The 22,703-nt window shown below is 63.8% G+C and carries 21 protein-coding genes and 1 tRNA gene; 18 read left to right on the top strand and 4 right to left on the bottom strand.

Annotated elements, in window-relative coordinates; translation table 11 throughout:
- Positions 1-74: 74 nt before the first annotated feature.
- The 10 genes from ftsH (at position 75) to phoR (ending at position 11,648) form a co-directional block, all read left to right on the top strand.
- Positions 75-1,961: an ATP-dependent zinc metalloprotease FtsH gene (gene ftsH, locus U5768_RS25820; RefSeq protein WP_322033210.1), complete on the top strand. Its 1,887-nt coding sequence runs from the start codon at positions 75-77 to the stop codon at positions 1,959-1,961.
- A 197-nt stretch (positions 1,962-2,158) separates the two neighbouring features.
- On the top strand, positions 2,159-2,986 hold the full coding sequence (gene folP, locus U5768_RS25815) for a dihydropteroate synthase (protein ID WP_322033247.1): 828 nt from the start codon (positions 2,159-2,161) through the stop codon (positions 2,984-2,986).
- A 104-nt stretch (positions 2,987-3,090) separates the two neighbouring features.
- Positions 3,091-4,443 carry a phosphoglucosamine mutase gene (gene glmM / locus U5768_RS25810; RefSeq protein ID WP_322033209.1) on the top strand — a complete coding sequence of 451 codons (1,353 nt, stop codon included), beginning with the start codon at positions 3,091-3,093 and terminating at the stop codon, positions 4,441-4,443.
- Positions 4,444-4,812: 369 nt separating this feature from the next.
- Positions 4,813-5,844, top strand: coding sequence for a phosphate ABC transporter substrate-binding protein PstS (gene pstS / locus U5768_RS25805; RefSeq protein WP_322033208.1), 1,032 nt, complete (start codon positions 4,813-4,815; stop codon positions 5,842-5,844).
- A 223-nt stretch (positions 5,845-6,067) separates the two neighbouring features.
- Complete coding sequence (gene pstC / locus U5768_RS25800) at positions 6,068-7,054, top strand: phosphate ABC transporter permease PstC (RefSeq protein WP_322033246.1); 987 nt, start codon at positions 6,068-6,070, stop codon at positions 7,052-7,054.
- Positions 7,051-7,947 (top strand): phosphate ABC transporter permease PstA, encoded by an 897-nt coding sequence (gene pstA, locus U5768_RS25795; RefSeq protein ID WP_322033207.1) that lies wholly within the window; start codon positions 7,051-7,053, stop codon positions 7,945-7,947. Before pstC ends, pstA begins: the two co-directional genes overlap by 4 nt.
- 116 nt (positions 7,948-8,063) lie before the next feature.
- Entirely contained in the window at positions 8,064-8,822 is a 759-nt protein-coding gene (gene pstB, locus U5768_RS25790) for a phosphate ABC transporter ATP-binding protein PstB (protein WP_322033245.1), read from the top strand.
- A 19-nt stretch (positions 8,823-8,841) separates the two neighbouring features.
- Entirely contained in the window at positions 8,842-9,546 is a 705-nt protein-coding gene (gene phoU, locus U5768_RS25785; RefSeq protein ID WP_322033206.1) for a phosphate signaling complex protein PhoU, read from the top strand.
- A 30-nt stretch (positions 9,547-9,576) separates the two neighbouring features.
- A complete protein-coding gene (gene phoB, locus U5768_RS25780; protein WP_322033205.1) occupies positions 9,577-10,278 on the top strand; it encodes a phosphate regulon transcriptional regulator PhoB in 702 nt (233 codons plus the stop codon).
- A gap of 56 nt (positions 10,279-10,334) precedes the next feature.
- The gene (phoR, locus tag U5768_RS25775) at positions 10,335-11,648 is read left to right on the top strand and encodes a phosphate regulon sensor histidine kinase PhoR (protein ID WP_322033204.1); all 1,314 of its coding nucleotides are present in this window, start codon (positions 10,335-10,337) and stop codon (positions 11,646-11,648) included.
- 79 nt (positions 11,649-11,727) lie between these two features.
- On the opposite strand, the gene ppk1 is transcribed toward phoR, so the two are convergent.
- Entirely contained in the window at positions 11,728-13,791 is a 2,064-nt protein-coding gene (ppk1, locus tag U5768_RS25770; RefSeq protein WP_322033203.1) for a polyphosphate kinase 1, read from the bottom strand.
- 214 nt (positions 13,792-14,005) lie between these two features.
- Between ppk1 and ppx the strand changes: the two genes are divergently transcribed.
- Positions 14,006-15,607: an exopolyphosphatase gene (gene ppx / locus U5768_RS25765; RefSeq protein WP_415913972.1), complete on the top strand. Its 1,602-nt coding sequence runs from the start codon at positions 14,006-14,008 to the stop codon at positions 15,605-15,607.
- A 79-nt stretch (positions 15,608-15,686) separates the two neighbouring features.
- Here ppx and U5768_RS25760 read toward each other — a convergent pair whose 3' ends face one another.
- Entirely contained in the window at positions 15,687-16,505 is an 819-nt protein-coding gene (locus U5768_RS25760; protein ID WP_322033202.1) for a GNAT family N-acetyltransferase, read from the bottom strand.
- Between the two features lie 200 nt (positions 16,506-16,705).
- Complete coding sequence (gene sixA / locus U5768_RS25755) at positions 16,706-17,170, bottom strand: phosphohistidine phosphatase SixA (protein ID WP_322033201.1); 465 nt, start codon at positions 17,168-17,170, stop codon at positions 16,706-16,708.
- A gap of 163 nt (positions 17,171-17,333) precedes the next feature.
- Between sixA and U5768_RS25750 the strand changes: the two genes are divergently transcribed.
- The 4 genes from U5768_RS25750 to U5768_RS25735 all read left to right on the top strand — a co-directional run bounded on the left by U5768_RS25750 (position 17,334) and on the right by U5768_RS25735 (position 19,808).
- Positions 17,334-17,410, top strand: a tRNA-Pro gene (locus U5768_RS25750).
- Positions 17,411-17,540: 130 nt separating this feature from the next.
- Positions 17,541-19,139, top strand: coding sequence for a tyrosine-type recombinase/integrase (locus U5768_RS25745; protein ID WP_322033200.1), 1,599 nt, complete (start codon positions 17,541-17,543; stop codon positions 19,137-19,139).
- Positions 19,140-19,321: 182 nt separating this feature from the next.
- Positions 19,322-19,549: a hypothetical protein gene (locus U5768_RS25740; RefSeq protein WP_322033199.1), complete on the top strand. Its 228-nt coding sequence runs from the start codon at positions 19,322-19,324 to the stop codon at positions 19,547-19,549.
- Positions 19,550-19,610: 61 nt separating this feature from the next.
- A complete protein-coding gene (locus U5768_RS25735; RefSeq protein ID WP_322033198.1) occupies positions 19,611-19,808 on the top strand; it encodes a hypothetical protein in 198 nt (65 codons plus the stop codon).
- A gap of 585 nt (positions 19,809-20,393) precedes the next feature.
- Here U5768_RS25735 and U5768_RS25730 read toward each other — a convergent pair.
- Positions 20,394-20,537: a hypothetical protein gene (locus U5768_RS25730; RefSeq protein ID WP_322033197.1), complete on the bottom strand. Its 144-nt coding sequence runs from the start codon at positions 20,535-20,537 to the stop codon at positions 20,394-20,396.
- A gap of 403 nt (positions 20,538-20,940) precedes the next feature.
- Between U5768_RS25730 and U5768_RS25725 the strand changes: the two genes are divergently transcribed.
- From U5768_RS25725 to U5768_RS25715, 3 genes are all read left to right on the top strand, one after another.
- Positions 20,941-21,546: a recombinase family protein gene (locus tag U5768_RS25725; RefSeq protein ID WP_322033196.1), complete on the top strand. Its 606-nt coding sequence runs from the start codon at positions 20,941-20,943 to the stop codon at positions 21,544-21,546.
- A 16-nt stretch (positions 21,547-21,562) separates the two neighbouring features.
- Positions 21,563-21,913 carry a hypothetical protein gene (locus U5768_RS25720; protein ID WP_322033195.1) on the top strand — a complete coding sequence of 117 codons (351 nt, stop codon included), beginning with the start codon at positions 21,563-21,565 and terminating at the stop codon, positions 21,911-21,913.
- 220 nt (positions 21,914-22,133) lie between these two features.
- On the top strand, positions 22,134-22,685 hold the full coding sequence (locus tag U5768_RS25715) for a hypothetical protein (RefSeq protein ID WP_322033194.1): 552 nt from the start codon (positions 22,134-22,136) through the stop codon (positions 22,683-22,685).
- Positions 22,686-22,703: the final 18 nt, after the last annotated feature.

Raw genomic sequence — 22,703 nt, 5'->3', positions numbered from 1 at the left:
GTACTGGATTAGAATGCTTTGGTGGTGTCGCAAGGCAAATGTAGGCGCCCATCTATGAGTGAAGGAGTGGTGCTTTGAACAACAACATGTTTTCGAAGGCAGCAGTGTGGCTGGTTATCGCACTGGTGCTGTTTACGGTGTTCAAGCAGTTCGACAAGCCCCGTGTCCAGGAAGGCGTTTCGTACTCGCAGTTCATGGACGACGCGAAGGCCGGCAAGGTCAAGAGCGTCGTGGTGCAGGGGCGGAACCTCACGGTCACTCCGGCTGACGGCCAGAAATACCAGATCGTCTCTCCGGGCGATATCTGGATGGTCGGCGACCTGATGAAATACGGCGTGCAGGTGAGCGGCAAGGCCGACGAAGAGCCCAATGCGCTCGTGTCCGCGTTGTATTACCTCGGACCCACGATACTGATCATCGTGTTCTGGTTCTACATGATGAGGCAGATGCAGGGGGGCGGCAAAGGCGGGGCGTTCTCCTTCGGTAAATCGCGCGCCCGCCTGATCGACGAGAACAACAACGCGGTCAACTTCTCGGACGTCGCGGGTTGCGACGAAGCCAAGGAAGAAGTGTCCGAACTCGTCGACTTCCTGCGCGATCCGCAAAAATTCCAGAAGCTGGGCGGGCGTATTCCGCGCGGCGTATTGCTGGTCGGCCCTCCGGGTACCGGTAAGACGCTGCTTGCGCGCGCCATTGCCGGCGAAGCGAAAGTGCCGTTCTTCAGCATCTCGGGTTCGGACTTCGTCGAAATGTTCGTGGGCGTGGGCGCGGCCCGTGTGCGCGACATGTTCGAGCAGGCCAAGAAGCACGCTCCGTGTATCGTGTTCATCGACGAAATCGACGCGGTCGGCCGCCATCGCGGCGCCGGCATGGGCGGCGGCAACGACGAGCGCGAGCAGACGCTGAACCAGATGCTGGTGGAAATGGACGGCTTCGAGGCGAACTCGGGCGTCATCGTGATCGCGGCAACCAACCGTTCGGACGTGCTGGACAAGGCGCTGCTTCGTCCGGGCCGTTTCGACCGCCAGGTGTACGTCGGTCTTCCGGACATCCGTGGCCGCGAGCAGATCATGAAGGTGCACCTGCGCAAGGTGCCGATCGCCAACGACGTGGATGCGGCGGTCATCGCGCGCGGCACGCCGGGTTTCTCGGGCGCCGATCTCGCGAACCTCGTGAACGAAGCGGCGCTGTTCGCGGCGCGCCGCGGCAAGCGCATCGTCGAGATGCAGGACTTCGAAGACGCGAAGGACAAGATCTTCATGGGTCCGGAGCGCAAGTCGGCCGTGATCCGCGAGGAAGCGAAGCGCGCGACGGCGTACCACGAGTCGGGCCACGCGGTCATCGCGAAGCTGCTGCCGAAGGCGGACCCGGTGCACAAGGTCACGATCATTCCGCGCGGTCGTGCGCTGGGCGTGACGTGGCAGTTGCCCGAGCACGACAACGAAACGTATTCGAAGGACTATCTGCTGGATCGTCTGGCCATTCTGTTCGGCGGCCGCGTGGCGGAAGAGCTGTTCATGAACCTGATCAGCACGGGCGCCTCGGACGACTTCAACAAGGCGACGCAAACGGCTCGCGCCATGGTCACCCGCTTTGGCATGACCGACGCGCTGGGACCGATGGTCTACGCCGACGACGACAGCGACGGCGGCCCGTTCGGCAAGGGTTTCACGCGCGCCATCTCGGAAGCGACGCAGCAGAAGGTCGATGCGGAAATCCGCCGCGTGCTCGACGAGCAGTACAACCTCGCGAAGCGTCTGCTCGACGAGAACCGCGACAAGGTCGAAGCCATGACCGCGGCGCTCATGGAGTGGGAAACGATCGACGCCGACCAGATCAACGACATCATGGCCGGCCGTCCGCCGCGCTCGCCCAAGAGCACGCCGTCGCCGGGCGACGCTTCGTCGGGCGGCAGCGCGGGCACCGAGGTCAAACCCGGTAGCGCCACTGCACCGGCGTGATCCTGATCGAGTAAAGTTGCGGGCCGGTGTGATGTTCACATCGGCCCGTTTTGCATTTCTGGCGCGCCTGTGTGCCGCCGCATCTCGTTACACATCTGACGTTTCTTGACGTGTCTAATACCCCCTCGCAAGGTACTCTGCCACCTGAACCGCTCGCATGCGGGCGCTTCACGCTGACTTTCGAGCGTCCGCTCGTCATGGGCATCCTCAACGCCACGCCCGATTCGTTTTCCGATGGCGGCCGCTACATCGCTTTTGGCGACGCGTTGCGCCGCGCCGAGCAGATGATGCTCGACGGCGTCGACATCATCGACATTGGCGGCGAGTCGACGCGGCCGGGCGCGCCGCCTGTGCCGCTCGACGAGGAACTCGAGCGCGTGATTCCGCTGGTGGAAAAGCTCAAGGGCGCGAACGTGCCGCTCTCGATCGACACGTACAAGCCCGCAGTCATGCGCGCGGCGCTCGCGGCAGGCGCCGACCTCATCAACGACATCTGGGGTTTCCGGATGCCTGGCGCAATCGACGCCGTGCGCGAGAGCGACTGCGGGCTGTGCGTGATGCACATGCTCGGCGAGCCGCAGACGATGCAGGTGCGCGAGCCCGACTACGTGGACGTCGTGCGCGAGGTGCGCGAGTTTCTCGCCCAGCGTTGCGCCGAACTCGAAGCGGCTGGCGTGGCGAAGGCGCGCATCAGCGTGGACCCGGGTTTCGGCTTCGGCAAGACGGTGGTGGAGCACAATTACGCGCTGCTCGCGCATTTGTCCGGGACGGCGCCCGAGGTTGCGGCAGGCGTCGCGCCATATCCGGTTCTCGCGGGCATGTCGCGCAAGTCGATGCTCGGCGCGCTCGTGAACCGGCCCGCGCCCGAACGCGTGGCGGCGAGCGTGGCGGCGGCGGTATGCGCGGCAGAGCGCGGCGCGGCCATCATTCGCGTGCACGACGTCGCGCCCACCGTGGACGCGCTCAAGGTCTGGACGGCGATGCGCGACGCGATGACCGGCGGCGCGCGGGCCGAACGAGGCTGAGCCACTGCCGGCGCGAGCGCTCCGAGGCGAGCGGCGCAGACGCGCAGACGCATCCACGCGGCCACAATACAGGACAAGGCAGCACCAAACCGAGGGATAGAAAGATGGGACGTCGTTATTTCGGAACTGATGGGGTGCGTGGCAAGGTCGGCGAAGCGCCGATCACGCCCGATTTCGTGCTACGGCTAGGCTACGCGGCGGGCAAGGTGCTCGCGGGCTCGGCGGCGGCATCCGGGCCGCGCCCGTCCGTGCTGATCGGCAAGGACACGCGCATTTCGGGCTACATGCTCGAAGCTTCGCTGGAGGCGGGACTTTCGGCGGCGGGCATCGACGTGATGCTCGCCGGCCCCATGACGACGCCCGGCATTGCCTATCTCACGCGCGCGCTGCGGCTTGCCGCGGGCGTCGTGATCAGCGCGTCGCACAATCCCTACTACGACAACGGCATCAAGTTCTTCTCCGCCGACGGCAACAAGCTTCCCGACGACGTCGAAACGCAAATCGAGGAACAGCTGGAGCAGCCGCTCGCCTGCGCGCCTTCCGAGCAGCTTGGCCGCGCACGCCGTCTGGACGACGCGGGCGGCCGCTACATCGAGTTCTGCAAGAGCACGTTCCCGCAGGCGTTCAACCTGCGCGGGCTGAAGCTCGTGATCGATTGCGCCAACGGCGCGGGTTATGACATCGCGCCGCACGTGTTCCACGAGCTGGGCGCGGATGTGATTCCCATCGGCGTGTCGCCGAACGGCTTCAACATCAACGAAGGCGTGGGCGCGACCGCGCCCGACGCGCTCGTGCGCGCCGTGCGCGCGAATCACGCGGACCTCGGCATCGCGCTCGACGGCGACGCCGACCGTCTCCAGGTGGTGGACGCGCAAGGCCGCCTCTATAACGGCGACGAGCTGCTTTACGTGCTCGTGAAGGACCGCATCGCGACCGACGGCAAGGTGGAAGGCGCGGTGGGCACGCTCATGACCAATCTCGCGATCGAGCAGGCGCTCGACGGCCTCGGCGTGCAACTCGTGCGCGCGAACGTGGGCGACCGCTACGTGCTGGAGCAACTGCGCGAGCGCGGCTGGCAACTGGGCGCGGAAGGCTCGGGCCACATTCTTTCGCTCGACCGCCACACGACCGGCGACGGCATCGTCTCGGCGCTGCTCGTGCTCGCCGCAATGAAACGCAGCGGCAAGACGCTTTCGCAACTGCTCGACGGCGTGAAGCTGTTTCCGCAGAAGCTCGTCAACGTGCGCATCGCGCAGGGCGCCGACTGGAAGGGCAACGCCGAAATCCAGCAGTCGATTGCTTCTGCCGAGGCGGAGTTGAAGGGCAAGGGGCGCGTGCTGATCCGCGCTTCGGGCACGGAGCCGGTGCTGCGCGTGATGGTCGAGGCCCGCGAGGAACGCGACACGGTGCATTACGCCGAGGCGATCGCGGGCGTGGTCAAGCGTTCGATCGCGTGATCGGCGGGCACGGCGGCTTACCTCGCCGTCGTGCTCATCTTTCTTTGCGTTTTTCTCGACGCGAAAACGGAAGCGGGCAAAACGTTTAAAACCTCGGCTAACGGTTTGCAAACCGCTTTCGAGGGATTCCTCGAATTTTTCTCTTCCCCGGGGTGCACGCTGCGAACGCCCGTCTGGCGGGCTTCTCCGCGCCGCCGCCCGTGCCGGCCCTTGCCCAGCCGCGCTTCGTATATCGCCCAATACGCATATCCACGCGCCTTTCAGCCGGTAATCGTACTGTCACGCGCGCTTCATGAATCGTCACAGTACTGTCACAGAGACCCCCTAAGCTTCGCGGTGTCGTTCATCCGCTCACACACTGGAGGTCTCATGAAATTGATGCAAACCGCGCTCGCTGGCGTTGCTGGCGCGCTCTTCGCGATCGCAGCGCAGGCTGCTGATGTCACCGGCGCGGGTAGCACCTTCGCAGCACCGATCTACACGAAATGGGCGGATGCCTATCAGAAGTCGGGCGGCGGCAAGGTGAATTACCAGGGCATTGGCTCGTCGGGCGGCATCAAGCAGATTCAGGCAAAGACCGTGGACTTCGCGGGCTCGGACGCTCCGCTAAAGGACGACGATCTGGCCAAGGAAGGCCTGTTCCAGTTCCCCACGGTGGTCGGCGGCGTCGTGCCGGCGATCAACGTGCCGGGCGTGAAGGCCGGCGAACTCACGCTGTCGGGTCCGGTGCTCGGCGACATCTATCTCGGCAAGATCAGGAAGTGGAACGATCCGGCTATCGTCGCGCTGAACCCGAAGGTCAAGCTGCCTGATCTCGACATCGCCGTGGTTCGCCGCGCCGATGGTTCGGGCACGAGCTTCATCTGGACGAACTACCTCTCGAAGGTCAACCCCGAGTGGAAGAGCAAGGTCGGCGAAGGCACGACGGTGGCTTGGCCCACGGGTACGGGCGGCAAGGGCAACGACGGCGTCGCGGCCTTCGTGCAGCGTCTGCCGGGCGCGATCGGCTATGTCGAGTGGGCGTACGCCAAGCAAAATCACATGGTCTACACTGCCATGAAGAACGAGTCGGGCGCCGTTGTTCAGCCGGACACCGAAACGTTCAAGGCCGCGGCCGCCGGCGCGGACTGGAAGAAGTCGTTCTACCAGATCCTCACGAACGAGCCGGGCAAGGACGCATGGCCCGTTGTCGGCGCGACCTTCGTGCTGCTGCACACCGCGCAGGACAAGCCGGACCAGGGCAAGGAAACGCTCAAGTTCTTCGACTGGGCCTTCAAGAACGGCACCCCGGCTGCTGACAGCCTCGATTACATCTCGCTGCCGCAGTCGGTCGTGAGCGAAATCAAGTCGCAGTGGAAGGAGAAGGTCAAGGACGCGAGCGGCAAGCCGATCGCCGACTAAGGAACGCGCGCGAGGATTGCCCCGGCAAGCGTAAAAAAGGCCGCCGCGCGACGCGCGCGGCCTGTTCGCTTCTGGCTCGCCTGACTCCGCGCTTTCCATGATGTGCCGCCCGTCCTCCGGCGTCGTCGTCTGTTTTGACGGCCGCAAGCCGGGCGATCTGCAGTCCCAAGGCTGCATCAACGTCGCGAGCCTCGCGCTCGCGGCAACTGGAACCCAGGTCACCATGTCCGACGTCCCGCTCGTGTCGAACCCGCCCGGCAACGCCGCGCAGCAAAAAGCGCCCAGCCCGGCAGGGGACATCATTTTCGGCGGCCTCGCGCGCCTCGCCGCCATCGTCACGCTGTTGCTGCTCGGCGGCATCATCGTGTCGCTGATCGTCGCCTCGTTGCCGACGATCCAGAAGTTCGGTTTCGCATTCCTCTGGACTGCCGACTGGGATCCGCCTAGCGAGCAGTTCGGCGCGCTCGTGCCCATTTACGGCACGATCGCCACTTCGCTTATCGCGCTGATCATCGCCGTGCCCGTGAGCTTCGGCATCGCGCTTTTTCTCACCGAGCTTTCGCCCGCGTGGCTGCGCCGTCCGCTCGGCATCGCCATCGAGCTGCTCGCCGCGATCCCGTCGATCGTCTACGGTATGTGGGGTCTGCTCGTGTTCGCGCCGATCTTCGCGCAATGGTTCGAAAAGCCGCTCGGCTCGCTGCTGGGCGGCATGCCGATCGTCGGTGCGCTGTTCCAGGGCGCGCCCATCGGCATCGGCATTCTGTGCGCGGGCGTGATTCTCGCGATCATGATCATTCCGTACATCGCCTCGGTCATGCGCGACGTATTCGAAGTTACGCCCGTGCTGCTCAAGGAGTCGGCCTACGGCATCGGCTGCACGACCTGGGAAGTGATGTGGAGAATCGTGCTGCCGTTCACCAAAACCGGCGTGATCGGCGGCGTGATGCTCGGTCTTGGCCGCGCGCTCGGCGAGACGATGGCCGTGACGTTCGTGATCGGCAATACGAACCTGCTCGACAACGTGTCGCTCTTTTCGCCGGGCAACAGCATTACCTCGGCGCTCGCCAACGAGTTCGCGGAAGCGAGCCCGGGCCTGCACACGGCAGCGCTGATGGAACTCGGCCTGATCCTCTTCGTGATTACGTTCGTCGTGCTTTCGATCTCGAAGCTCATGTTGCTGCGCCTTGAAAAATCGGAGGGTGCGCGATGAGCGAACCGATGATGAAAATTCCGGGTGCGATTTACGGCCCCGAACTGGACCGCATGCGCGACAAGCTGCAGCGCCGCCGCCGCGCGACCAACGCGATCGCGCTCGCGCTTTCCCTCGCCGCGATGGCGTTCGGCATTCTCTGGCTCGTGTGGATTCTTTATACGACGATCTCGCTCGGCATTGGCGGCCTTTCGGTCGAACTGTTCACGCAGTCCACGCCGCCGCCGAACACCGATGGCGGCGGTCTTCTCAACGCCATCGTAGGCAGCTTGCTGCTCGTTGCGATCGCAACGTTCGTGGGCACGCCGATCGGCATTCTCGCGGGCATCTATCTCGCGGAATACGGCCAGAAGGGCTGGCTTGCGAGCGTCACGCGTTTCATCAACGACATTCTGCTGTCGGCGCCTTCGATCGTCGTGGGCCTGTTCGTCTACGCGCTCGTGGTCGCGAAGATGGGGCACTTCAGCGGCTGGGCCGGCGCGATCGCGCTCGCGCTGCTGCAGGTGCCGATCGTGATCCGCACGACCGAGAACATGCTCAAGCTCGTGCCGAACGCGCTGCGCGAAGCGGCTTTCGCGCTCGGCACGCCGAAGTGGAAGATGGTGCTCTCCATCACGCTCAAGGCGTCGATCGCGGGCATCGTGACGGGCGTGCTGCTCGCCATCGCCCGTATTGCCGGCGAAACCGCGCCGCTGCTTTTCACCGCGCTGTCGAACCAGTTCTTCAGCGCCGACATGAATCAACCGATCGCGAACCTGCCGGTCACGATCTTCAAGTTTGCGATGAGCCCGTTTTCGCAGTGGCAGTCGCTTGCGTGGGCCGGCGTTTTCCTGATCACGCTGGGCGTGCTGGGTCTGAATATCCTTGCGCGCACGGTCTTTTCGAAAAAGTAAGGGCGGAGTTTCCGATGAACATGGCTGAGAGTCACCTCAACACCGCTGCGCACGGCAATGCGCCCTCCGCTGGGTTTGAACCTGCGGATCCCGCCCACAACGCGCGCCTGCCGGCGATGGGCAAGCCGAAGATCGAAGTGAAGGACCTGAACTTCTTCTACGGCAAGTACCATGCGCTGAAGAACATTAACCTGCAGATTCCCGAAGGCAAGGTGACGGCGTTCATCGGCCCGTCGGGCTGCGGCAAGTCCACGCTCCTGCGCACCTTCAACAAGATGTTCGCGCTCTATCCGGAACAGCGCGCCGAAGGCGAGATCATGATGGACGGCGAGAACCTGCTCACCACCAGGCGCGACATTTCGCTGCTGCGCGCGCGCATCGGCATGGTGTTCCAGAAGCCGACTCCGTTCCCGATGTCGATTTACGACAACATCGCGTTCGGCGTGAAGATGTTCGAGAAACTTTCGCGCCCGGAAATGGACGACCGCGTGGAATGGGCGCTCACCAAGGCCGCGCTCTGGAACGAAGTGAAGGACAAGCTCGGCCAGAGCGGCTACGGCCTTTCGGGCGGGCAGCAGCAGCGCCTGTGTATCGCGCGCGGCATTGCGATCCGCCCCGAAGTGCTGCTGCTCGACGAGCCGTGCTCGGCGCTCGACCCGATTTCGACGGGCCGCATCGAGGAACTGATCGCGGAACTCAAGAGCGACTACACGGTGGTGATCGTCACGCATAACATGCAGCAGGCCGCGCGCTGCTCGGACTACACTGCGTACATGTACCTTGGCGAGCTGATCGAGTTCGGCGACACCGAAAAGATCTTCATCAAGCCGGTCCGCAAGGAAACGGAAGACTACATTACCGGCCGCTTCGGCTGATCGTTGCAGGGAGCCCATCATGTCCGACAAACACCTGTCCAGCCAGTTCGACGCCGACTTGAACCTCATTTCGTCGAAGGTGCTCGAAATGGGCGGCCTCGTCGAATCGCAGATCATCACGGCAATGCAGGCGCTCAACGACTTCGACGGCGAAGCCGCCGCGCGCGTGATCGCCGCTGAAGACCGCCTCAACACGATGGAAGTCGAGATCGACGAGGAATGCAGCAACATCATCGCGCGCCGTCAGCCGGCCGCGCGCGACCTGCGCCTCGTGCTCGCCATTTCGAAGACCATCACGAACCTTGAGCGCGCCGGCGACGAGGCCGAAAAGATCGCCAAGCGCACGAAGCGCCTGCTGGAAGACGGCGCCTCGCGCACCGTCAACATCGCCGAGATCAAGGTCTCGGGCGAGATGGCCGTGTCGATCCTGCGCCGCGCGCTCGACGCGTTCGCGCGCCTCGACACCGTGGCCGCCGCGCAGATCGTGCGCGACGACAAGGCGATCGACGAAGAATTCCGCGCGTTCGTGCGCAAGCTCGTGAGCTACATGATGGAAGATCCGCGCACGATCTCGGTGGGACTCGACTATCTGTTCATCGCCAAGGCGATCGAGCGGATCGGCGACCACGCGAAGAACATCGCGGAATTCATCATCTACATCGTGAAGGGCACCGACGTGCGGCACAAGTCGCGCGACGCGCTCGAACGCGAAGCACTCAGCTAATCCAACACGTCATAAGGTCAAGAGGTGCCGATGCCTAGCAGCATTCTCGTCATCGAAGACGAGCCCGCCATTTCCGAACTGATTTCGGTGAACCTGCAGCACGCGGGTCATTGCCCGATCCGCGCCTACAACGCGGAGCAGGCGCAGAACCTGATCAGCGACGTGCTGCCCGATCTCGTCCTGCTCGACTGGATGTTGCCGGGCAAGTCGGGCGTGAATTTCGCGCGCGATCTGCGCAACAACGAGCGCACGAAGCATATTCCGATCATCATGCTGACCGCGCGCGGCGACGAGCAGGACAAGGTGCTCGGCCTCGAAATCGGCGCCGACGACTACGTGACGAAGCCGTTCTCGCCCAAGGAGCTGATGGCGCGCATCAAGGCGGTGCTGCGCCGGCGCGCGCCGCAGCTCACGGAAGACGTGGTGGCGATTAACGGTCTGAAGCTCGATCCGGCCACGCACCGCGTGGCGGCCGCCGCCGAAGGCTCGGAAATCAAGCTCGATCTCGGCCCGACCGAGTTCCGTCTGCTGCACTTCTTCATGACGCATCCCGAGCGCGTGCACAGCCGCACGCAACTGCTCGACCAGGTGTGGGGCGATCACGTGTTCGTCGAGGAACGCACGGTGGACGTGCATATCAAGCGTCTTCGCGCCGCGCTCAAGCCGGCAGGGTGCGATGCTATGATCGAAACGGTGCGCGGCAGCGGCTACCGTCTCGCGAGGAGCGCCTGAGCCAACACGATGTCGCGTGCCCGCATCCGGCAGCATTTATCTTCGATCGCAGGAACATGAACATCATCTGGGCGCGCTCCCTCGTATCGATCGTGTTGCTCGCGCTCATTTGCGCGGGCATTGGCGCGATCTTCGGCGTCAAGGTCGCGTTGGGCGTGGCCGTGCTGGCGCTGCTCGCGCAAATGCTCTTCAGCACGTTCCACAAGCAGCGTCTGTGGCGCCTGCTCGACGCGCCGGTTTACGGCGAAGTGCCGAGCGCCCCTGGCATCTGGGGCGAAATCTACTATCGTCTGCACAAGCTCGCGAAGCGCTGGCACGCTCAGGTGCGCCAGGTGGAGCAGCAGCACTCGCGCTTCATCCAGGCGATCCAGGCGTCGCCCAACGGCGTCGCCATGCTCGACGACCACGATCAGATCGAGTGGTGCAACGCGATCTCCGAAGTTCACTTCGGCCTCGACGCGAGGCGCGATTTGCGCCAGCACATCACGCATCTCGTGCGTCAGCCCGACTTCGTGCGCTACCTCAATTCGCACGACTACCGGGACATGCTGATCATGCGCGGCATGGGCGCGAAGCGTCAGAACGTGATCTCGGTGCAGGTGTTTCCGTACGGCGAGAACCGCAAGCTCGTGCTTTCGCAGGACATCACCGAACTCGAGCGTACGGATGCCATGCGGCGCGACTTCGTGGCCAATGTCTCGCACGAGCTGAAAACGCCTATCACGGTGCTCTCGGGCTTTCTCGAGACGATGCGCGAGCTGCCGCTTGGCGAAGCCGAGCGCAATCGCTACCTGGAGCTGATGGAGCAGCAGGCCTCGCGCATGCGCCACATCGTGAGCGACCTGCTCGTGCTCGCCAAACTCGAAGGCGAGGGGCGCCAGCCAGGCGACCAGATGGTCGACATGCGCGCGGTGCTCGGGCACGTGCGCGAGGACGCCGAAAGCCTGTCCGGCGGACATCACCGCATCACGGCCGATTTCGACGATGGCCTGAGCGTCACAGGCTCCGAAACCGAGATCATGAGCGCGCTCGGCAATCTGGCCACCAATGCGGTGCGCTACACGCCGGACGGCGGCACGGTGCATCTGTCCTGGCGCGCCGAACAAGGCGGCGCGGTGTTTTCCGTCACCGACAGCGGCCTTGGCATTCCGGCCGCCGATATTCCGCGCCTGACCGAGCGCTTCTACCGCGTGGATCGCAGCCGCTCGCGCGATACGGGCGGCACCGGGCTGGGCCTTGCGATCGTCAAGCACGTGCTGCAGCGCCACGATGCGGCACTCGAAGTGAAGAGCGAGGAAGGGCGGGGCAGCACGTTCACGGTGCGCTTCCCGGGCGCGCGCACGACGAGAAGGCAGCCCGCGCCCGTTTAAGACCCGCCGCTGCAGGTGAAAAAGCCGCTTCGATTCGAAGCGGCTTTTTTGCGTGCAGCGTTATCGGCATCTCAATCCATCACGGACAGAATTTCGCCAGCAAACTCAACTGCGCATTGCGCACGGCCTTGCCCGCGCGGCGGCGGCGATAGTGGCCATCGCTTTGCATGAGCCACGCCGACTGATTGTCGCCGAGGAAAGTGGAAAGCCCTTCGGCGATCACGCGGCGCTTGAGCCTGCGGTCGTGAATCGGGAATGCCACTTCGACGCGGCGGAACAGGTTGCGATCCATCCAGTCCGCGCTGGAGAGATACACGTCTTCCTTGCCGCCCGCATAAAAGTAGTAGATGCGATGATGCTCGAGAAACCGCCCCACGATCGAGCGCACCGTGATGTTCTCGGAGAGCCCAGGCACGCCCGGCTGCAGCGAGCACACGCCGCGAATGATGAGGTCGATTTTCACACCCGCCTGCGACGCTTCGTACAACTCATCGATGACGGTCGGTTCGAGCAGCGCGTTCATCTTCGCGACGATGCGCGCCTTCTTGCCCGCGCGCGCGGCGTCGGCTTCGTTGCGGATCGCCTCGATCATCTTCGGGTGCAGCGTGAACGGCGACTGCCACAGATCGTGCAGTTGCAACTCCCCGCCGATGCCCGTGAGCTGCTGGAAGACGTGGTGCACGTCCTGGCACATCTTCGGCTCGGAGGTCATGAGGCCGAAGTCGCTGTAAAGGCGCGCCGTGCGCGGATGGTAGTTGCCGGTGCCGAGGTGCACATAGCGGCGCAGCGCCATGCGGCCGTTGACAGGCACGCGGCGCACGATCAGCATCATCTTGGCGTGGCACTTGTGGCCCACTACGCCGTACACCACGTGCGCGCCCACGGCTTCGAGCTGGGCGGCCCAGTTGATGTTGGTCTCTTCGTCGAAGCGCGCGAGCAGTTCCACCACCACCGTCACTTCCTTGCCGTTGCGCGCGGCCTGCATGAGCGCGTCCATGAGCGGCGAGTCGGTGCCGGTGCGGTAGATCGTCTGCTTGATCGCGACCACGTTCGGATCGTTCGCGGCCTGCAGCAGCAGTTCGAGCACGGGCTGGAAGCTCTCGTACGGATGATGCAGGAGCACGTCGCCCTGATCGATCACGTCGAACATGTTGCTGTTCGCGGCGATGCGCCGCGGAATGGCGGGCACGTGCGGCACGAACTTGAGGTCGGGGCGATCGACCATCTCGGGCAACTGCATGAGGCGCACGAGATTCACGGGACCATCGACGAAATAGCAGTCCTTTTCGTTGAGGCCGCTTTCGTCGAGCAGGCGCTTCACGAGATGCGCAGGCGTTTCCGCCGACACTTCGAGCCGCACCGCATTGCCGAGGTGGCGCGCCGGCAGTTCGCCCTGCAGCGCCACGCGCAGGTTGGTGATTTCGTCTTCGTCGACGAAGAGTTCGCTGTTGCGTGTGATGCGGAACTGATTGCAACTGCGCACGACGAGGCTCGGGAACAGTTCGCCCACGAAGCGCTGCAAGAGCGAGCCGAGCAGCACGAAGCCGTGCTGGAAGCCCGAAAGCTCCTGCGGCATGCGCACGAGGCGCGGCAGCGCGCGCGGCGCCTGTACGATGCCCATGACGGCCTGGCGCCCGAACGCGTCCTTGCCTTCGAGTTCGACCACGAAGTTCAGGCTCTTGTTGAGCACGCGCGGGAACGGATGCGCGGGGTCGAGGCCGATGGGCGTGAGAACGGGCAGCAGTTCGTCGAAGAAGTATTTGCGCGCCCATGCGGTTTGCGCCTCGTTCCAGGCGTCGGTGCCGTGGAAGTAGATGCCTTCCTGTTCGAGCGCGGGCAGCACGGTATCGTGCAGCATGCGGTACTGGCGATGCACGAGACGCTGCGCGCGTTCGACCACGAGGTCGTACACGTGCTGCAGCGACATGCCGTCGGGCGAGAGCACGCCGGGGTTGTCGCGCATCTGTTCCTGAAGCCCGGCCATGCGGACTTCGAAGAATTCGTCGAGGTTGCTGCTGGTGATACAGATGAAGCGCAAGCGCTCCAGCAAAGGAACAGCGGGATCGGACGCCTGTGCTAGCACGCGCTCATTGAATCCCAGAATGCCCAGTTCGCGATTGAGTAGGGGATAGCGGATGGACATCGGCAATGAAAACGGAATGTCAGGGAGTGATTCGAACGGACGCTCGGAAATTCTCACAGTAATATGACTTTATTGTGACATTCGATGTGTCATAAATTTTACGCCGCATTTTCATCAAATCGACAATTCGCGTTGCGAACATGCATGGTGGGTAGAAGTGCCCATGGTCATGATCGATGCGAGGAGCGACATGGTGAAGTCGGCTACGCTTAAAATGACGCATTTGGACAGTGCGGCGGCGGCGCAGCAAGCCCGCATGGCCGCGCGGTCGTCTACGTATGCACGCATGGAGCCCGCCCCCTCGATGGTCACCAATCCCCAACTGCTTGCCGCCGTCGATCTCGGTTCGAACAGCTTTCGTCTGATCGTAGGCCGCGTCGAGGAAACCGACGCCGGCAGCCAGATCTACCCGGTGGATGCGCTGCGCGAACCGGTGCGGCTCGCGGCCGGCCTCTCTAAGGACAAACTGCTCGACCGCGCCTCGCAGTTGCGCGGGTGGGACGCGCTCAAGCGCTTCGGCGAGCGTTTGCGCGACTTCCATCCGGACCAGGTGCGGGCGGTTGCGACCAATACGCTGCGCGTCGCCAAGAACTCGCGCGAGTTTCTCAGCGAAGCGGAAGCCGCGCTCGGCTTCCCGATAGAAGTGATCGCGGGCCGCGAAGAGGCGCGCCTCATCTATGCGGGCGCTGCGCACTCGGTGCCGGCGAGCGCGGGCAAGCGTTTCGTCGTGGACATCGGCGGCGGCTCGACCGAGTTCATCATCGGCGCGCACTACACGCCGATCCGCATGGAAAGCCTCTATATCGGCTGCGTGAGCCATAGCCGCCAGTTCTTCCCCTCCGGCAACGTCGACGAATACACCATGCGCCAGGCCGAACTCGCGGCCACGCGCGAAATCCAGATCATTTCCTCCGACTACCGCAAGACCGGCTGGGATCAGGCGATCGGCTCGTCGGGCACGGCGCGCGCGCTTGCGGAACTCGTCGAGGCGAACGGCTTCAACGATCCCGGCATCACGCACGGTATTTCGCGCGGCGGCCTCGAGCGCCTGAAGCGCGCGCTCATCAAGGCCGAGAACGTGAACCGGCTCAAGCTCGTCGCGCTCAAGCCCGACCGTATCCCCGTGCTCGCGGGCGGCCTCTCGATCATGATCGCGGTGTTCGAGGAACTCGGCATCGACTATGTCGACACCACGGACGGCGCGCTGCGCCTGGGCGTGCTCTACGACCTGCTGGGCCGTTCGCAGCACGAGGACATGCGCACGGTCACGGTGGAGGGTTTCATGCGCCGCTACGGTGTGGATCGCGCGCAGGCGGGGCGCATCGGCGAGCTGGCCGTGAAGTTCTACGACCAGTTCGAGGAGCCGGACGAGGAGCGCCGCGAAGAAAACCGCATGTTTCTCACGTGGGCGGCGTCGCTGCACGAGATCGGGCTTTCGATCTCGCACAGCGCGTATCACAAGCATTCGGCCTATATCGCCAGCAACGCGGACATGCCCGGCTTCTCGCGCACCGACCAGGCGCGCCTCGCCGCGCTCGTGCTCGGCCACGTGGGCAAGCTCGGCAAGCTCTCGCAAACGCGCGACGTGGAGTGGCCGCTGCTGTTCTGTCTGCGGCTCGCCGCGCTGCTCACGCGCCGCCGCGCGGACGTCGGGCTGCCGCACATCACGGTCGTGGAGGAGGGCAACGGCTACGAAGTGCTGCTGCCCAATGCGTGGGTCCAGAACAATCCGCTCACCGATTACAACCTCGTTCAGGAAGCGGCGGAATGGGGCAAGATCGGCATTCCGTATCGCGTGGTTTATACCGAGGAGTAAGCGCGGCGCGTTGCGCTTTGCCAATCGCCAACGAAACAGCCCGGCTCGTGATTGAGGCGGGCTTTTTTTCGTCCTGGCGTTAGCGCCGGATGGCTTCGCCGAGGAAGTGGCGCGCGTAACGTTCGTTGATTTCCGAGAGGCGCAAGAGCGTGAGGAAGTCGGCGGTGTTGAAGTCGGGGTCCCAGGCGGGCGCGCCGCAGATCTTCGCGCCGAGGCGCAGGTAGCCTTTGACGAGCGGCGGCGGCGCGGCGCTCGCGCCGGTGCGCAACTCCTCGACGGGCAGCGGCGTGTGGGGAAACGCGCGATATTCGGGCGCGGTCAGCGCGCCTGCGCCGAGCGCGCAGTACAGATTCGCCGCATAGTGGCCGCCATCGGCCATCGCGACGCTCGCGCAGCCGAGCATCGTCTCGTAGCCGTTGTGCTGCATATAGCCGCCGAGACCGCCCCACAGCGACATGATGACGGAGCCGCTGCGGTAGTCGGGATGCACGCACGAGCGGCCCACTTCGACCATTTTCGGGCGCAGATGCGCGAGGCGCGAGACGTCGAATTCGCTTTCGGCGTACAGGCGCCCGAGGCGCGCCGCCTGGTGCGGCGGCAGCACGCGATAGGTGCCGACGACCTTGAGCGTGTCGAGGTCGCGCACGAGCAGGTGGTCGCACCAGGCGTCGAAGGCGTCGACGTCGAGGCCGGCGGGGCCGGTGAGGCGCGCGCCCATTTCCTCGGCGAACACGCGGTAACGCAGGCGCTGGGCCTCGCGCAGTTCCTCGTCGGTGCGCGCCCAGGCCACCTGCAGCCGATGCTGCGCGGTGACCGTTTCTTCGGCGCGCGGCAAGCGTCGGTTCGACTCGAACAGTGTCGAGGCGAACGGCAGGGAGGGCGTCGGCAGATTTCGCATGGGGCGTCCTGGTCGGAAGTAAGAGAACTTTTCCGGCAATTTAGTAATACGCGGTTACGTTTCCATGAAAACGCAATGACGATTCGATGACGGGGTGTAAGGCAGAGGGGCGCGAGACGGCCGAAAGGCCGGGCGTGGGAACCGCTGCCGGGGCCGCGTGGAGGCGCCCCGGCGGGGGAAGGCAGAGAGGGGTTGGAGGACTAGACGAGATCGGGCGTGACGGCCGCGTGCAGGACGGCCTGCTCGCCGCCGTCGCGCTCGCGGCTCGCGAGCCAGAGCACGCCGGCCTTCTTCACGGCCCAACTGCGCGAGTCGGCGCCGCTCGACACCAGCCGCGCCGCGACTTCGCCGAGCGTGGGCTGATGGCCTACCACGACGACCGCGGACGCGAGTCCCTTGGGCCAGCCGACGGCGCTGAGCACCTGCTCGACGCTCGCGTCCGGCGCGAGTTCGCGCACGACGCGATACTGGTCGGTGAGCGCCTCCGCGGTCTGGATGGTGCGGGTGGCGGGACTCGCGAGGATCACGGCGTCGTCGGGCAGGCGTGCGCGCAGCCAGCGCGCGACGTTCTGCGCCTGCTTGCGCCCGCGCGTGGTGAGCTGGCGGGCGAGGTCGCTGGCGGCGATGTCTTCGGCTTCGGCGTGGCGCCAGAGGATGAGGTGCATGGCGTCTCCTTGTTGGCGATATGAGGGGTACATACGACTTGATGCTGTCATGGTGCGCGCGTGACCCGTGCGCGGCAAGCGCGCGATGCCGATCCCTTCCGGTCGCTTCTGTTTGCCGGCATTTGACGGCGCACCCACAGTACCGATACAATCACTGATTTGTCGGAGCGTAGCGCAGCCTGGTAGCGCATCTGATTTGGGATCAGAGGGTCGTAGGTTCGAATCCTATCGCTCCGACCACCGGATTAAGGCCCGGAAGGCCCGCCAGTAAAGGAGTTTCCTTATCTGGTAAGGCTTTCCGGGCTTTGCCTTTTCCGGGTGTGGCAGTTAGGTGTGTCAATTCGCTGTGTAAAATGCGGAGATGACCGACGTGCCAACACCCCTCCCTCCTGGCGTACACCTTCGCCCGGGTTCCACGGTTTTCCAGATTCGCATCGGTGTCCCCAATGGGCTGGAGAACTTCTACCGCGACCCGAAGACCGGCAAGCAGAAGGAGAACGCCTACCGGGCGAGCCTGCGCACTTCGAACCGCGACGAAGCCATTACGCGCGCATTGAAGCTGATAGCCGAATACCGAGAGCGGCATGACGCCATGCGTGCCAAGTCCGCCCCTCCGCCGTTCGTGCCTCTTACGCCAGCGTTGGCCCAGCAGTTCGTGGTCGCACTGCGCCATAAGATTCTGCAAGCTGACGACAATGTGACCTATCTGACTCCCGAGCGCGATTTGAGAGCCATGGGGATGAAGGGCCTCAAACGGGCGCACACGGCAGACTTGGAGGCGCTAAAGCGCGGAGACCTACAGGCAGCGCAGGCACATGCGGAGACCACCGCAGAAGCTTGGGGGTTTCGCGTCGACTGGTCGTCCCCCACGGGGAAACAATGCCTGCTCCAGATCGCGCGGGCGTCCGTGACCGCTTGGCGGGACGTGAGTAGACGCCGCCAGGGTGAGCCCATTGATACGCCGGTAGCGCCGGAGCCGCCCGTGGTTTACGCGGAGCCCGTAGCGCCCGCCGAGTCGCCCAAGACGCTTCGGGACGTCGTGCCGAACTGGGTACGCCATCGTGCGCCGGCCAAGGCCGCGTTGGACCAGACCGAGCGGTCGTTGCGACGCTTCGAGGAGGCCGTTGGCGTCATCCCGCTTGAGCAGATCACCAAGGCCACTGGGGCCAAGTTTGTGGCGTACCTCTTAGATGAGGAGCGAGGGTTCGGCTATAAAACCGCAGCGGATGTCGCCGCTTCCATCTCGTCTTTGGTGAAGATCGCAGTGCGGGACGACTTGATGGAACGGAACCCGATGGACCTCACGATTGATAAGACCATCGGGGCCGGCGACAGAATCCCTTGGAGCGACGAGGAGCTAACGAGGCTCTTCTCTCACCCGCTCTTTACCGTGCGAATGGGCGAGACGCCCCAATGGAACAACGTGACTCCCGAGGACGGCAGGGCGGCGCTATTACTGCTCATGCATACGGGGGCGCGTCTCGGAGAGATCGCGCAGCTACGCCGCCAGGACTTCCAGACGCATAGCGGCTTCCGGACGATCCGTATCACGGAGGATGCCGGGACTGTAAAGACTCGGGAATCTAACCGAACGATTCCGCTTCCCGGGCATCTGTTGGCCGATCCTTGGTTTGCCGCTTGGCTAGGAAAACAGACAGGTGGCGATGGGCCCGCATTCCCCTCGCTGGTGCGTCCGAAGGCCCGCGCGACTGACGTGCTAAACAAGTGGTTCCTGGAGATGCGGAAAGCCTGCAAGTTGCCTATGGGCCGCAATAACGGCTCTCACCGCTTCCGCCACTGGCTGCGCTCGGCGCTCGCGTCCAAGGACGTCGGCGATGCAACGGCGGACTCCATTACCGGCCATGCTGCCCAAGGCTCCAGTGGGCGCAAGGTCTACACCGTGACCTCGCTCGCGGCAATGAGGGAAGCGCTAGACCGTCTGGACTGGCCGAAGGTCGCCGGGGAATGACTGACACGGATTAACCCGACACATGGTAGGTCCCTGAGCCCTCTCTATATCTATAAGATGTCTATGTGATACATGGGATAGCATAGGACGCACGGGACGTCTCTGATGCCGCTACACTGAATCCATTCAATGATTCTCCAGTAGCGGTAGCTATAGCCTTCATGGCGGCTTGGAGCATGTAAATGGATTACCGTCTGGTCGCGGAATTGAACGCCCGAACGCAAGCGAACGCCATGAAGCTTCTGGACGACGCCGAAGCGATACGCGCTCAGGCGGAAGCGCTACGCGCCGACTCGGCGAGGATCGCCCGCCAATGGTGGCTCCCCTATGTGTATCTCGTCGGGGTGTCGGGCGGTCTCGCCGTTGTACTTGTCGCGGCGGTAGTGTTAGCGCGAGCGGTGACCGCGTAGCCGTCGCGCGTGCACTGCGGCATTCGAATTGACCACCCACGCGGAACCCTTGGGGGAGCGCATGGATCAGCGCCAGCTTGACGAGTTCACTGAGAGGGCGGACGCCCTTACCATGAAGATGTTGGGCCAGATCGAACGACAGTTCGAGGAGACACGACAGATAGCGAACAGGCCGTGGTGGGTACCTGTCGCGGTTGCGGTTCCTGTCACGATTGCACTCATGGGCTTTGGTGCGGCGCTTGCGCTCCTGTTCAGGTAATAGTCCGCGCCCCCACGTCCGACCACTCAAGTTCACGATGCACAAGCCAGCGAAACCGGAGAGCCCCCTCGTGACGCGCGGGCGGGACGCGTGGTCGACCATCAAGGCCGAGCGCCGCGTGAGTCGTGCACTATGGCGCGACGTAGGTTCAGCCTTGAGAGAGGCCCGCGAGAATTCTCCAGACGATGGGGAATTTGCCAGTTGGTGCTACCGCAACGGGTTTCGCGATATGCGCCCTGCGATGCGCGAAGACGCTATGCGGTTCTCCGCAGCGTGGGGCAGCAAAAGCTCACAATCAGCCACCATACCCCCGGCCATACGGGAGTGGTACAGAGACCGACTGAGGGGTTCGAGGCGGCGCAAGGTAACCCATGCGGAAGTCGGGGAGGCTCCCGCGCAGTCCTTCGAACTTGAGGAGGTTCCCGTGGAGCCCACTGGGGCCCCTTTGGAGCCTCCGCGTCGTGGGCCCACCGTGGACAATCACCAGATAGCAGCGATGCTGCTTGAGGCGGTCGTGGGTTTGCAGCGTAGTGCCGCCTTGATGATCCAAGCGGCCCAGGCGCTTCAGAAGTTGGAGTAAGTAGCCTAGAAGCCCGGGTAGTCGTCGCGCTCGCCGCGCTCCCATTCCCGCCTCTTGCGGTCGTGCTCTTTCCTGTCGTTGTAGTAGGCCATAGCCGCTGCGCCCACAACGAATGCCACGACTACCGCTGTAAACGTGCTCACGCCCATGATGGTCTCCAGAGTGGTTTGTAGCGTCTCCCGCATCTAACCAGGTAGGGTGGCCTAGGTCAAGTGGTACCGACCGCTCCTGGGGCTTCTCAACGGGTCCTGGACTGTCTCAGGATTGCCTGGGAGTCCAAAGGAAGGTGGGGTTCATTTTTCTCCCGAAAATGCGTGAGAAGGTGTGCCGGGCCGCGCGAGCCAATTTCCCCCATGCGGGGCCGGCAGTGGTCCTTGGCGGGATGAAGCAATCCTGCCGTGGAAGAACACCGCTTGGTTCACGCTGTTCCGTTTGGGTATGCCTGTAGCGAACGCGCAACGAGTATAAATTTTCGTTCCGTTAGAGTTGACAGAGTTTCGGAACGGTGGATAATTCGAAACACCACATCAACGGAACGAGGTGATGCAACGCATGAGACGCATCTATTACGGGCGCGTATCGACCCTCGACGGTCAGACCGCCGCGAGCCAGTACGCCGACGCAGCCGCCCAGGGCATAGCCCAGGACGATGTATTCATAGACGAGGGTGTGAGCGGGTTTCACGTACCGCCATCCGAGCGGGAGCAGTGGCAACACGTAGAGCGCGACCTCCGCAAAGGCGGGGTCCTGGTGGTTCGCTGGCTCGACCGCATCTCACGGCGCTACGACGAACTCCACGAGACCATGCAACGCCTCATGAAGAAGGGCGTACGTGTTGAATGCACGCTCAACGGCATGGCCTTCGACGGGCAGGAGACCGACGCGACACGCAAGGCAATCCGGGACGCCATCTTGGCATTCATGGCGGCGCAGGGTGAGGCGGACTATCGGAACCGCCGCGAGATGCAGGCGCGGGGTATAGCGCTCGCGAAGGAGGCCGGGAAGTACAAGGGTCGCAAGCATGCCGTGGATTACGCCGAGGTGCGGGCGTACCAGGCGGAGCATGGGGGCTCTGTGCGAGCCCTGGCGGAACACTTTGGCGTCGGGATTGCCACGATATCCCGCGCCCTCAAAACAACCAATGAAGTTAACCAGTAATCAAGCCGAGGCACACATGAACGCAAACCAAACCACCGCCAATCTGTTCGCTGCGCTCCACCAACACGCCCGAGTGACTTTCGGGGCGGACCATGTAGGCGAGTACGTCACCGAGGTTCCGGGGTTCCCCTGGTTCGCAGTCGCGCTCGGGGATGAAGAGATGGTCGCGGAGTATCACGAGGGTGCAGACCGGTACGTGCTCAAAACGTTCGAGCACGATGGCCTTGTCTCCCGGAAAGGGAACGCCGGGGCGCTTACGGTCTGGGACGCCATGCGCAGCAAAGCCGGGGCAAATGCGAAGGTTCGCCGCCTGACTCTGGACGAGGAGCGCCGCCTCCTGGATCGGCTTGCGTACCGCCCTGCCTAAGCATCTAGCAGGTTCGAAGTGACCCCAAGGGCTCGCCGTGAGGCGGGCTCTTTTTGTTTGTGGGATGGGGAGGACCGATTAATCCGACATAGGGTAGAGGACCCTAGTGAGGACGGGTGAGCGCACACGCCGGCCTATTTCACCTTTCCTTTTTGCTCAACTCAGCGCGGAGAGGTCGCCCACGTTTCCCTGCGACTCCCGAGCTATCCCTGGACCTCCCATGACCACCCGTATCTCCTATAGCTGGACGCCGCCGAAAGAGAAGTCGTGCAAGTGGTGCGGGCGGCTCCTCCCCATTGCGTGTTTCTATGAGAACACCTCGCGGCCCCCGTGGACCAAGGGCCGCTTTAGCACCCAGTGCAAGGCATGCGCCACTGCTGAGAAGCGTGAGCGCTATCACGCCCGTCTCAGTGTCTCCCGTGCTGCTTCGCGTCGTCACCAGGCCGCATACGCCGCTCGGGTGCGCGAAGAGCACCGAGTCCGCCTCGCAATGTCTGAAGCCGCCTGGCGGGCTCTCAAGGACTCCCAGGCAGTACAGGAACGCATGCAATACCTGCGCCGTGAGTCTGTGCAGCAGCAAAAGGCATTGCAGCCGTATCGCGGGCCGCACCCGGTCTCCGTAAAGATCAAGTCCTGGCTCGCCCGTAAGCAGATCGAGGAGCAGACGGCGTATCGGGATTGCCTGAGGGCCGCTGCGCGGCGCGTGCTCGACCAGATGGAACCGGACTCTCAGAGCCAGAGCGTACTGGCGGGACAGCCTGATTCAACTTAACCTTATGTAGGAGCAATC

This window comes from Paraburkholderia sp. J76 (assembly GCF_905220295.1).
Lineage (GTDB): Bacteria > Pseudomonadota > Gammaproteobacteria > Burkholderiales > Burkholderiaceae > Paraburkholderia.
The sequence above is the reverse complement of the archived record's forward strand: the minus strand, read 5'-3'. Positions and strand labels throughout refer to the sequence as shown.